We start from the raw sequence: 11,694 nt of genomic DNA on the forward strand, positions 1-11,694 counted from the left end.
TTTAGGTTTAATGATTTTGGCGGTTTGATTCATTTCTGACTCTCCTTTTTGTGTTATAAAACAACTTAAATGTCAGATTAAGTAAAGACTATTATACATAAGGCGTTTTTTCTGAAATCGCTTTATGCGGTTTAACGATATGATAAAAATTAATCAAACGTTTGAGCTTTTGTTTTCACTCTTTTGAATCGCTAAATATTGGCTGCTTATGCCGCATTTCAATTCAAAGTTCGTATCACGCTTTCGGCTTTTATTGGTTTGTGGGCAGGTGATTTTTGCTTGATATACCGGTTATCACACAGTTTATCTAAATAAATAAAAGAAGTAGAATTTTTGTTAAAAAGTTTCAGGAGTGCACTACGTTTACGTATAAAAGACTTAAAAATCAAATTGATACAATCTGGTGAATATTTTCTAGTTTGCTGCTTTGTTTGATTTTTAAGTAAAGTCAAACTTTAGATATCAGCCTGTGCATTTCGCTTGGATAAGTTTTATTATCGCCTTTAGCTTGCCGCCTTAATTTATTTTCAATGGCTTTTTTAGTATATTATAAATATTCTAGCGAATAACCATAAAGTGTTTGACCAATTGGTGACAGTATTTTTATGATATAAGCCCCCTATCACTTGCTTGCAATAAGGCGTTAGTTTTGATTTTTTATGTATATTCATTACAGTTGTTTCTTAAATTACTGTAAACAGCACTAGTAAATCTTACACTTTAAAATTATAATTAAATAACATATTTTTATAAATCAGTAGAGTTACCTTATTATCCATAAATTATTAATTAATATTTATATAATAATATCAACACATCTATAATTAACTTAACATATTATGATTTCTATTAATCAGATCTATATATATCCAATCAAATCAATGCGAGGTATACCATTAACAAAAGCAAACACCGTTCAAGGTGGTTTTGAGAATGATCGCATTTTAATGATTACTGAACCTGATGGCTCATTCATTACTGCAAGACAATATCCTGAGCTTTTAAAAATTGAAACAGCTATTATAAAAAATGATATCCATGTCACACTTCCATCAGGAGAAAAGATCATAATAAATTTGGACGATTTTTCGAATAATGCTGAACCGACCGAAGTCTTTGGAAATCGCTTCACTTCATATATAGCGCCAATTAAAGTTAACCAATTCGTAAGCCAGTTTTTACAAAAAGATGTACAATTACGTTGGGTTGGCCATCAATTATCACGACGCACAAAACGCTATCAAGAAATACCTGTCAGTTTTGCTGATGGTTATCCTTATTTGTTATTAAACGTAACCTCATTTGATTATTTACAACATCAATGCCCAGAAAAACTCGATATTAGGCAGTTTCGTGCAAATATTATTATTCAAGGTGCACTACCTTTTGCCGAAGATGGTTGGAAAACAATTAAAATTGGTGAGGTAATCTTTGATATTGTTAAACCTTGTACTCGTTGTATGTTAACCACAATTAATGTTAATACAGGAAAGTCATTAAACAATAATGAACCGCTTAAAACATTAGGGTATTTTAGAAGCGATGAACAAGGACAAATCGATTTTGGCATAAATATGATTGCTCGAAACCATGGAAAAATTTCAGTCGATGATAAAATAGAAGTATTGGAACGGCAACCAGCCAAAAACTACGTTAAAGCTTTCCCACCTGAAGCAAGAGGTGAAGAACTGTGTTATTCAATTACTTTCGAAGATAAAACTATTAAAGGTAATAATAAACAAACCATTTTAGAACAATTAGAACAAAATAAAATAACATTACCTTATTCTTGCCGTACTGGTATATGTGGGCGTTGCTTAGTTGCGTTGAAAAAAGGCAAAGTCAACCCACTAACACAATCAGCAATAAAAAGAAATAATCAAATTTTAGCCTGTAGTTGTGTGCCCAAAAGCGATATCGTAATAATGTTAAAAAAGTAATATAACAATTTGTTTATTAACTATATCATGTAAAATTGTTTTACAATGACCATAATGTCAATAATTAAAATAGAAATATAAGGTTAATATTAATGATTCAAAAAATATGTTTGTTTGTTTTAGTATTTATATTTTCACCTGCTGTTTTTTCATCTAATGATTTTAGTATCGTGATGAACAGCCTTGAAAAGAACCAAAATAAACCCAATTAGAAAGAATTAAATCAAGTTAAGGATGATTTACTTAGTATTAGAAAATTAGCAACAGCTTATGTTGATTTAGCCAATAATCTTTCATCTAAAGACTGTAACAAGTTAAAAAAACTTTATAATCTTATCACAACTAAGAAAACCGAGTTTACTTTGTATTATGATCCTGAATCAGATTATGACGAAGAAGGCGATTCAGAGAGTAATTATAAAAAATTTGGCTGTAAAACATTAAGCGATGATAAGATAAATTATATTTTGTTACCTAAATTAATTGGTAAAGGTGTCTCGTTATATAAAACTGCAATATTAGGTGGTGATATTGAATCTATTTCAATATTATTAAATCGCTTTAAATCCCAAGAAATTCCATATGTCTATCTTATTCCAATTGCTAGTATGGAAGATGAAGATTTAAATGATAATCCTTATGCTAATTTTCTACTTGGTTAATTATATATTGATGATTACTTCTTCACCAACAATCCTGAAAAAGCGATAGAATTTTTTAATCAGGCTAAAGATATTCAACATCATGATTTATGGTATTTTCTTGCATTTGCAAAAATGGAAGAAATGGTCGAATCGCTAGGTGAAAATATTAATAAAATTTCTTTTTTACATGATGTAATATAAAGATAATACAAACCATACTGAAGTTATAAAACAAATTGAAAAAATATCAACGTCTAGTGATGTTTCATCTGCACTGCATCTTAGTTTTTATTATTCTAATGATGGAAAATTAAATAAAGCGATCGAATATTTTGAAGAAGCTTGTAACTTAGACGTATCTAGAGCTTGCGATATCTATAAACAGCAGTTAAAACAGCCAAAGAAAAATAAAATATATTCATTGTTTCGTAAATTTGACAAAGATAATCCAGACATTAAGCTAACTGTAGAAATTGCTAAATGGTATGAAGATTTAGGTAAAAATTTAACAGCAATTAATTACTATTCATATGTTGTTGATAAAGATCCTGAGTTATTACTTGAAATAGCCAAATTATTTAAAAAAGCAAATATAAAATCTTCGTACAAATTAAAGGATGCACTAATTAAAACCTATACTAAGTATGATAGTTATGTTGATAATGCTGATATTAAATATGAAATTTTTTTACTTTACTATCCTTCAATGAACTATGATGATCCTACCTCTGAAATAAATAAAATAGGTCTAGAGTGGTTGGAAAAAGCTGCCAAAGGAGGATCTGCCCGGGCAAGATTAGAAATGGCAGAGCGATTCAAAGCTGGAAATTATTTGACCAAAGACTATTCTAAAGCACTGTATTGGTATGGTAGCTATTGCAGTATTTCAATTAAAATTGGATTTTCTTTTGAAGAATTTTGTGAAACTTTTCTTTACGGTAATAAAGAAATGTTTGATTTACTTGCAAAAGCTGACAGCGGTGATAAGAATGCACAATATAAACTAGGAGAGAAAATAGTTGCTCTAGGACAACTCTATGAGATAGGGCTATATTATCTTGCACTGGCCGCTGATCAAGGCCATGAAGAGGCCCAAATACTTTATCTTATAAATAAAGATCGCCATTGGATTAATTTTTCAGGTTAAATAATTTAAAACCATGCCGATAAGGCGTGGTTTTAATTTTATGAAATGGCTTCTAATTTCAGATGTTCTGAATGCCGTGCAATATTGTGTTCAATAGGCTTTAATCTGTCATTCATGACTTTAATCGCTTCAGAAAAAACAAACGTTTTGCTCATTGCTGTAAACGAAGCTTGTGCAATAATACAAAGAGAGGCATTCTCACCCACTTCAACGACCATCAAACAAACCTTTTGCCCATCTTCTTGCAAATTTACTTCAACAATATCAGCCACTTTAGGTCTATAAAGCTTTGGCTGTTGTGAAAAATACCAACTTTTAGGCATTTGAGGCTTTAAAAAATTAGCTGCAACAATAGCGTTAATAGCTAGTTCAATTTTTTGTGAATCTGTTAAATTAAGTAATTGACAACTATTATAAAATTGATAATAAGACGTTGCGTCACTAACAGAAAATGGAAACTCACCAAAAACATCAGGAACTAACATTTTACTTGGATAACAACAACGAAATAACATTTCAGGTGAAACTTCAAGCATTAAACTATCGTATTCACTATCAAAATACCATCGCCAACAATCTGTTGGTCGAAAAGTCATTTTCATTAATATGTTATCCTTATTATTTGAATTAAAATTAGCCAAGCAAGATAACATAAATTATAAAAAAAACAAATAAAAAAGTTAATATAACAAATATTTAATTATGTAATTTTTAGAAATTTTATTATAAAAACTAAAGTTCAAAAAATTCTAATCTGGATCTAATTTAGAACAATTTATTTTATACTAAAACACATACTTACCTGAAAGTTTTTTACAATAAATTTTAGTGACAATTTTTGACTATAAAAAAGGTACTTTTCAGCACCTTTTTTATAATTATAAATAGCTATTTAGCTTGCAACATTGATGCGTTTCATATCAGTCATATAACTACGTAATTTACGACCGATTGTTTCAATTGGATGATTACGGATTTCTTCATTCACATCACGTAATTGTGCATTATCAACACTACCTTCAGGGATCGTTTTACCTAGATCGCCAGCTTGTAACATTGGCATGAATTTTTCTTTCAATAGTGGTACAGCGGCATTAGCAAATAGATAGTTGCCATACTCTGCTGTGTCAGAAATAACAACATTCATTTCATACAAACGTTTACGCGCAATAGTATTAGCAATAAGTGGTAACTCATGTAATGATTCATAATAAGCTGATTCAGCTAAAATACCGGATTCAAGCATAGTTTCGAAAGCAAGTTCAACACCTGCTTTAACCATTGCAACCATAATAATGCCTTGATCAAAGTAAGCTTGTTCATCAATTTTACCTTGATAGTCAGCAGCTTTTTCAAAGGCGGTTTCACCTGTTTCTTTACGCCATTTAAGAAGGTTCGCATCATCATTTGCCCAGTCTTTCATCATAGTTGATGAAAACTCGCCTGATATAATATCGTCCATATGTTTACGATAAAGATCTGTCATGATCACTTTTAATTCTTTTGCTAAAGCATTTGCTCTCAATTTAGCTGGATTTGATAAGCGATCCATCATTAAGGTAATTCCACCTTGTTTTAGCGCCTCAGTGATCGTTTCCCAACCAAATTGGAGTAATTTACATGCATAAGCAGGATCAACACCATCTGCCACTAGCTTATCAAAACAAAGTAATGATCCTGTTTGTAACATACCACAAAGGATTGTTTGTTCGCCCATTAAATCTGACTTAACTTCGGCTACAAATGACGATTGTAAAACACCTGCACGATGTCCGCCTGTTGCCGCTGCCCATGCTTTAGCGATGGCTAGCCCTTCACCTTTTGGATCGTTTTCAGGATGAACTGCAATTAGTGTTGGCACACCAAAACCTCTTTTATATTCTTCACGAACTTCTGTACCTGGACATTTAGGTGCTACCATCACTACTGTAATATCAGAGCGAATCTTTTCTCCTACTTCAACAATATTAAATCCGTGAGAATAGCCAAGCGCAGAGCCTTTTTTCATCAACGGTTGAATAGCTTGAACAACAGCAGAATGTTGTTTGTCAGGAGTTAAATTAATAACAAGATCCGCTGTTGGAATTAATTCTTCATAACTTCCTACTTTAAAACCATTTTCAGTTGCTTTCTTCCATGATGTACGTTTTTCAGAAATAGCTTCTTTACGTAATGTATAAGATATATCTAAACCTGAATCTCGCATATTCAAACCTTGGTTAAGACCTTGTGCTCCACAACCAACAATTACAATTTTTTTACCTTTTAAAAAATTAGCTTCTGATGCAAATTCATCACGAGCCATAAAACGACATTGACCTAATTGTTCTAATTTTTCACGTAAATTCAATGTATTAAAATAGTTTGACATTTTTCTCTCCAAGAGTTTAGTATTCATAATCAACAATAAAACACTATATAATACTTTTGATATTGCTAAAATTGATATATTTGAAATATAATATTGCATAAATAGCAATAAGCTTGCTAAGTTCAATGCTTTCTTTTAATCTAAACCACCCTTAATTCTGAATAAATCAATATGGATGCTCGATATAAACAAGCAAATAAAGAGGCTAAACTTTCATTATTGTTAACTTTTATTTATCTTCTTGGATGGGTTATTTGTGCTTACTGCATTAGCGATAAAATAGGATTTTTAGGATTACCATTGTGGTTTGAACTATCTTGCATTATAGTTCCTTTAGGTTTTATATTGCTTTGTTGGTTGGTTGTCAAATTTCAATTCAAAAATATTTCATTAGAACAAAAGTGATTAATTAATGATCTCTAACATCACAATACCTATTTATATTTATCTTATTTTTGTTTTTGCTTTATCCATTTATGCATATGCAAAACGAAAAAAAACAAACCAGTTTACTGATTATTTTATTGGCAATCGAACTATGGGCGGATTTTTACTCGCCATGACACTTGCAGCAACATATATTAGTGCAAGTTCATTCATCGGTGGGCCAGGCGCAGCATATAAATATGGCCTTGGTTGGGTGTTATTATCGATGATTCAAATACCAACAGTGCTTATTTCACTCGGTATTTTAGGTAAGAAATTTGCTATTTTAGCTCGAAAATATAACGCAATAACTTTAAGTGATATACTTTATGCTCATTACAAAAGCAAAATGGTCGTTTGGCTAGCAAGTGTCGCTTTAATTATTGCTTTTATTATAGGGATGAGCGCACAATTTATTGCTGGGGCCCATTTACTTGAATCTTCAGTAAATATTCCTTATCACAGTGGTTTATTAATATTTAGTATCGGCACTGTTATTTACACCGCTTTTGGAGGGTTTAGAGCTAGCATTTTAAACGACGCTTTTCAAGGCTTAGTGATGATTATTGGTGCTGTTTTATTATTAATTGCAATTATTTATAATGGTGGAGGAATAACCTCAATTGTTTATCGCTTGAAGGAAATAGATCCCGCATTACTAACACCACAAGGACCAAATAATTTTCTCGACTTTCCTTTTATGGCATCATTTTGGGTTCTTGTCTGCTTTGGCGTAATCGGTCTTCCCCATACAGCAGTACGTTGCATGGCTTATAAAGATAGCAAAGCTGTTCATAAAGGTATCATTATTGGCACTATTGTTGTTACTGTAATTATGCTAACGATGCATCTATCTGGTGTACTAGGGAGAGCAATCATTGATGATTTGACGGTACCTGATCTGATTATTCCAACATTAATTGTGAATGTATTACCTCCATTTGCCGCAGGAATCTTTCTAGCTGCACCACTTGCAGCTATTATGTCGACCATTAACGCTCAATTATTGCAAGTATCATCCGTTATTATTAAAGATCTATTTTTAAGCATTAAACCGACTAAAAAGTACAACGATAAAATATTAACACGTATATCTATTGCTATTACGTTTATTTTTGGTGGGATTGTTATTGTTGCTTCTTGGAATCCTCCAGAAATGATTATTTGGCTCAACATACTTGCTTTTGGAGGATTAGAGGCGGTTTTTTTATGGCCTTTAGTTCTTGGTCTTTATTGGGAAAAAGCCAATGCAACAGGCGCAATATGCTCAATGTTTGCCGGTGCAATAAGTTATACGCTCTTTGTTGCATATAATATTAAACTTTATTCACTCCATCAAATTATCCCATCCTTAATTATTGGATTGGTAGTGTTTATGATTGCCAATATGTTTGGTAACACAGGAAAAAATTATGCCTTGGATTCAACTCAAAATTAATACAACTAACGACCTTGCTGAACAAATTAGCGAACAATTAGAGGAGTCTGGTGCAGTATCAGTCACTTTTCAAGATACTTTTGACACACCTATCTTTGAACCATTACCTGGCGAAACTAAACTTTGGGGTAATACCGATGTCATTGGTCTATATGATGCCCAAGTAGATATTGATGAATTAAAAGCAATATTAAATTTAGAACAATACTCTTATAAAATTGAACAATTAGAAGATAAAGACTGGGAACGTGAATGGATGGACAACTTTCATCCTATGAAATTTGGTGAGCGACTTTGGATTTGCCCAAGTTGGCGCGAAGAACCAGATAAAAACGCAGTTAATGTTATGTTAGATCCTGGCTTAGCATTTGGTACAGGAACACATCCAACAACAGCACTATGCTTAACATGGCTTGATAGTTTAGATCTTAAAGATAAATTAGTTATTGATTATGGTTGTGGTTCTGGCATTTTAGCTATTGCAGCTTTAAAATTAGGTGCAAAACGTGTAATTGGTATTGATATCGATCCTCAAGCCATTCAAGCTAGCCGAGACAATGCACAGCGTAATAATGTCAGTGAAAAACTAGATCTTTATTTATCAAAAGATATCCCAGAAAATTTGCAAGCAGATATAGTTGTCGCCAATATTTTAGCTGGACCGTTAAAAGAACTTGAACCACATATAAGTAAATTAGTAAAACCTGAAGGTAAACTAGGTTTATCCGGTATTTTAACTACCCAATCATCAAGTGTTTGCATGGCTTACCAACCTAATTTTGTATTAGATCCTGTTATTGAACTGGATGAATGGTGTCGTATCACTGGTAAAAAAATAAAAAAATTAACGCTACCCCCTTTTAAGTTTGAAAAAAAATGCGTAATATAGCCGACCTTAATTTACTTAACATTGGTGAAATAAAATTAAAGAATAATTTAATTGCTGCGCCAATGGCAGGAATAAGTGATAAGCCATTTCGTAATCTATGTCATCGATTTGGTGCTGGTATGACCGTTTCAGAAATGTTTCTAGCAAATTCTGATGTTTGGCATACCGATAAATCAGCTTTGCGAATGATAGCAAGTGATGATGTTGGTATTCGTGCCGTACAAATTATTGGTTCTGATCCCGACGAAATGGCAAAAGCTGCTGAATTTAATGTCAAACACGGTGCTCAGTTGATTGATATTAATATGGGATGCCCAGCTAAAAAGGTCAATAAAAAATTGGCTGGATCGGCCTTAATGCAGTATCCGAAACTTATTAAAAAAATTTTGCAGAAAGTTGTCGGTGCAGTTGATGTTCCGGTAACATTAAAAACTCGGACTGGATGGAATAAAGAAAATAGAAATTGCATAGAAATCGCACAAATTGCACAGGATTGTGGCATAAAGGCAATTACTATTCATGGACGAACACGTGCTTGCTTATTTAACGGTGTCGCTGAATATGACTCTATTAGAGCAGTTAAAGAAAACGTTACAATTCCTGTAATTGCCAATGGAGATATTTGTACACCTGAACAGGCAAAAGATGTTTTTCAATATACGCAGGCTGATGCTATAATGATCGGGCGAGCGGCACAGGGGCGACCTTGGATATTTGAAGAAATTGCATTCTATTTAACACATGGACAGTTACAGAAAAATAAAAGTATTGATGAAGTAGAACAAGTTGTACTATCACATCTTGATGATCTTTATCAATTCTATGGAGAATACAAAGGATTAAGGATTGCCAGAAAGCATGTAAATTGGTACACCAAGAATTATGCTGACAGCGATCAATTCAGGCGCTTATTTAGTGTACTTAGCAATACAAGTGAGCAAGTAAACACTCTAAAAGCATTTTTTAATAAAATTAGAAACAACCCAAAGAGTTAAGAATACTATGTCAGAACAACGCGTTACAGCTGCAGCACTTAAATTTACAACTGTAAATTCTCAAGACCAAATAACACAAAAGCCATTGCGTGATTCAGTGAAGCAAGCTTTAAAAAACTATTTATCACAATTAAATGGTGAAGATCCTACAGATCTTTATGACTTAGTGTTAGCTGAAGTTGAACACCCATTCCTTGATATGGTTATGCAATATACACGTGGCAATCAAACTAGAGCTGCAAATATGCTTGGTATTAACCGCGGTACACTACGCAAAAAATTAAAACGATATGGAATGAGTTAGTCAATCCTATATTGACACCTTATGAGATAACTAAAAAGCGCCTATTCATTAGGTGCTTTTTTATATTTAATGTATAGGAACTTTCAAAGGATTATTTTAATCATAAAGTGTAAACAATTCGTGTTTTCCTATACTATTTTACATAAAATAAAAACTTATCATTATATTGATAATGAATTTTAAGTAAAAGTTTGATAAAATACGGCAGATTCTAATTCTAAATTATTTATCTGGAGATTTTTATGGCAGGTCATAGTAAATGGGCCAATACCAAACATCGTAAAGCCGCACAAGATGCAAAGCGTGGTAAAATATTTACCAAAATTATTCGTGAATTAGTAACCGCAGCAAAACTAGGTGGGGGCGATCCAGCGTCAAATCCACGATTAAGAGCCGCAATGGATAAAGCATTATCGAATAATATGACTCGAGACACAATGAATCGAGCTGTTGCCCGTGGTGTTGGTGGTGAAGATGACAGCAACATGGAAACAATCATTTATGAAGGTTACGGACCTGCTGGCACAGCCGTGATGGTAGAATGCCTAAGTGACAATCGCAATCGTACCGTATCAGAAGTGCGCCACGCGTTTACAAAAACAGGCGGTAACTTAGGTACTGATGGTTCTGTTTCATATCTATTCACCAAAAAAGGCGTTATTTCATATCCAACAGGAACTAATGAAGACCAAGTTATGGATGCAGCACTTGAAGCAGGAGCAGACGACGTTGTGACTTATGATGATGGTGCAATTGATGTATTTACTACACCTGAATCATTTGGTGAAGTAAAAGATGCGCTTGATGCTGCAGGATTAATTGCTGAATCAGCAGAAGTTTCTATGATTCCAGCAACCAAAGTTGATCTTGATATTGAATCAGCGCCAAAATTATTACGTTTAATTGATATGCTTGAAGATTGTGATGATGTTCAAGAAGTTTATCATAATGGTGAAGTCTCTGATGAGGTTGCCGCAACACTCTAATGGCCATTATTCTTGGCATTGATCCAGGCTCTCGTTTGACGGGTTATGGTGTAATCCATCAAACGGGGCGTCAACTTACCTATCTTGGCAGTGGTTGTATTCGAACAGCTGTTGATGATTTGCCTACTCGGTTAAAGCGGGTATACGCCGGTGTCAGTGAAATTATTTTACAATTCCAACCTGATATGTTTGCCATTGAACAAGTTTTTATGGCTCGCAATGCCGACTCAGCATTAAAACTAGGCCAAGCAAGGGGAGCTGCAATTGTCGCAGCAGTAAATAGTAATTTACCTGTTTTTGAATATGCGGCACGTTTAGTAAAGCAATGTGTAGTGGGAACAGGCGCTGCTGATAAAAAACAAGTGCAACATATGGTAAAGTTATTATTAAAATTACCTGCTAGTCCTCAAGCTGATGCAGCAGATGCATTAGCTATAGCAATCACTCATGCTCACAGCTGCCAACAGCGAATACAATCTCGTAAGTAAAATAACCACATCATTTTAATAATAAATATCTATAAACAAAAATGCACCACTAAATTGGTGCATTTT

12 protein-coding genes are annotated in these 11,694 nt (G+C 33.1%); 10 read left to right on the top strand and 2 right to left on the bottom strand.

Annotated features, from left to right (window positions below; translation table 11 throughout):
* The first annotated feature begins 839 nt into the window (after nt 1–839).
* The 3 genes from GA0061080_RS03350 to GA0061080_RS03360 all read left to right on the top strand — a co-directional run bounded on the left by GA0061080_RS03350 (nt 840) and on the right by GA0061080_RS03360 (nt 3,731).
* The gene (locus GA0061080_RS03350) at nt 840–1,940 is read left to right on the top strand and encodes a YcbX family protein (RefSeq protein ID WP_091121024.1); all 1,101 of its coding nucleotides are present in this window, start codon (nt 840–842) and stop codon (nt 1,938–1,940) included.
* Nucleotides 1,941–2,302: 362 nt separating this feature from the next.
* The gene (locus GA0061080_RS03355) at nt 2,303–2,602 is read left to right on the top strand and encodes a hypothetical protein (RefSeq protein ID WP_091121028.1); all 300 of its coding nucleotides are present in this window, start codon (nt 2,303–2,305) and stop codon (nt 2,600–2,602) included.
* 403 nt (nt 2,603–3,005) lie between these two features.
* Nucleotides 3,006–3,731, top strand: a complete 726-nt coding sequence (locus GA0061080_RS03360) for an SEL1-like repeat protein (RefSeq protein ID WP_091121033.1) — start codon at nt 3,006–3,008, stop codon at nt 3,729–3,731.
* Nucleotides 3,732–3,769: 38 nt separating this feature from the next.
* On the opposite strand, the gene GA0061080_RS03365 is transcribed toward GA0061080_RS03360, so the two are convergent.
* Nucleotides 3,770–4,333, bottom strand: a complete 564-nt coding sequence (locus tag GA0061080_RS03365) for a cell division protein ZapC (RefSeq protein WP_167349171.1) — start codon at nt 4,331–4,333, stop codon at nt 3,770–3,772.
* 290 nt (nt 4,334–4,623) lie between these two features.
* The gene (gene ilvC, locus GA0061080_RS03370; protein ID WP_091121040.1) at nt 4,624–6,102 is read right to left on the bottom strand and encodes a ketol-acid reductoisomerase; all 1,479 of its coding nucleotides are present in this window, start codon (nt 6,100–6,102) and stop codon (nt 4,624–4,626) included.
* Nucleotides 6,103–6,273: 171 nt separating this feature from the next.
* Between ilvC and GA0061080_RS13090 the strand changes: the two genes are divergently transcribed.
* The 7 genes from GA0061080_RS13090 (at nt 6,274) to ruvC (ending at nt 11,628) form a co-directional block, all read left to right on the top strand.
* Nucleotides 6,274–6,507 carry a YhdT family protein gene (locus tag GA0061080_RS13090; protein WP_091121045.1) on the top strand — a complete coding sequence of 78 codons (234 nt, stop codon included), beginning with the start codon at nt 6,274–6,276 and terminating at the stop codon, nt 6,505–6,507.
* A 7-nt stretch (nt 6,508–6,514) separates the two neighbouring features.
* Entirely contained in the window at nt 6,515–7,966 is a 1,452-nt protein-coding gene (gene panF, locus GA0061080_RS03380) for a sodium/pantothenate symporter (protein ID WP_091121049.1), read from the top strand.
* Nucleotides 7,941–8,855, top strand: coding sequence for a 50S ribosomal protein L11 methyltransferase (gene prmA / locus GA0061080_RS03385; protein WP_091121053.1), 915 nt, complete (start codon nt 7,941–7,943; stop codon nt 8,853–8,855). The genes panF and prmA overlap by 26 nt, the downstream gene beginning before the upstream one ends.
* On the top strand, nt 8,843–9,850 hold the full coding sequence (gene dusB / locus GA0061080_RS03390) for a tRNA dihydrouridine synthase DusB (RefSeq protein WP_091121056.1): 1,008 nt from the start codon (nt 8,843–8,845) through the stop codon (nt 9,848–9,850). Before prmA ends, dusB begins: the two co-directional genes overlap by 13 nt.
* 7 nt (nt 9,851–9,857) lie before the next feature.
* Nucleotides 9,858–10,154: a DNA-binding transcriptional regulator Fis gene (gene fis, locus GA0061080_RS03395; RefSeq protein ID WP_091121060.1), complete on the top strand. Its 297-nt coding sequence runs from the start codon at nt 9,858–9,860 to the stop codon at nt 10,152–10,154.
* A gap of 242 nt (nt 10,155–10,396) precedes the next feature.
* On the top strand, nt 10,397–11,140 hold the full coding sequence (locus tag GA0061080_RS03400; protein WP_065636818.1) for a YebC/PmpR family DNA-binding transcriptional regulator: 744 nt from the start codon (nt 10,397–10,399) through the stop codon (nt 11,138–11,140).
* Entirely contained in the window at nt 11,140–11,628 is a 489-nt protein-coding gene (ruvC, locus tag GA0061080_RS03405; RefSeq protein ID WP_091121064.1) for a crossover junction endodeoxyribonuclease RuvC, read from the top strand. The genes GA0061080_RS03400 and ruvC overlap by 1 nt, the downstream gene beginning before the upstream one ends.
* The last annotated feature ends 66 nt before the right edge of the window (nt 11,629–11,694 follow it).

The sequence above is a fragment of the Gilliamella intestini genome (assembly GCF_900094935.1).
Classification (GTDB): domain Bacteria; phylum Pseudomonadota; class Gammaproteobacteria; order Enterobacterales; family Orbaceae; genus Gilliamella; species Gilliamella intestini.

What these genes read in the sequence shown, in the direction of transcription:
- prmA (WP_091121053.1), top strand. Translation starts at nt 7,941, where the DNA reads ATGCCTTGGATTCAACTCAAAATTAATACAACTAACGACCTTGCTGAA.
- ilvC (WP_091121040.1), bottom strand. Translation starts at nt 6,102, where the DNA reads ATGTCAAACTATTTTAATACATTGAATTTACGTGAAAAATTAGAACAA.
- panF (WP_091121049.1), top strand. Translation starts at nt 6,515, where the DNA reads ATGATCTCTAACATCACAATACCTATTTATATTTATCTTATTTTTGTT.
- ruvC (WP_091121064.1), top strand. Translation starts at nt 11,140, where the DNA reads ATGGCCATTATTCTTGGCATTGATCCAGGCTCTCGTTTGACGGGTTAT.
- fis (WP_091121060.1), top strand. Translation starts at nt 9,858, where the DNA reads ATGTCAGAACAACGCGTTACAGCTGCAGCACTTAAATTTACAACTGTA.
- GA0061080_RS03350 (WP_091121024.1), top strand. Translation starts at nt 840, where the DNA reads ATGATTTCTATTAATCAGATCTATATATATCCAATCAAATCAATGCGA.
- GA0061080_RS13090 (WP_091121045.1), top strand. Translation starts at nt 6,274, where the DNA reads ATGGATGCTCGATATAAACAAGCAAATAAAGAGGCTAAACTTTCATTA.
- GA0061080_RS03365 (WP_167349171.1), bottom strand. Translation starts at nt 4,333, where the DNA reads ATGAAAATGACTTTTCGACCAACAGATTGTTGGCGATGGTATTTTGAT.
- GA0061080_RS03400 (WP_065636818.1), top strand. Translation starts at nt 10,397, where the DNA reads ATGGCAGGTCATAGTAAATGGGCCAATACCAAACATCGTAAAGCCGCA.
- dusB (WP_091121056.1), top strand. Translation starts at nt 8,843, where the DNA reads ATGCGTAATATAGCCGACCTTAATTTACTTAACATTGGTGAAATAAAA.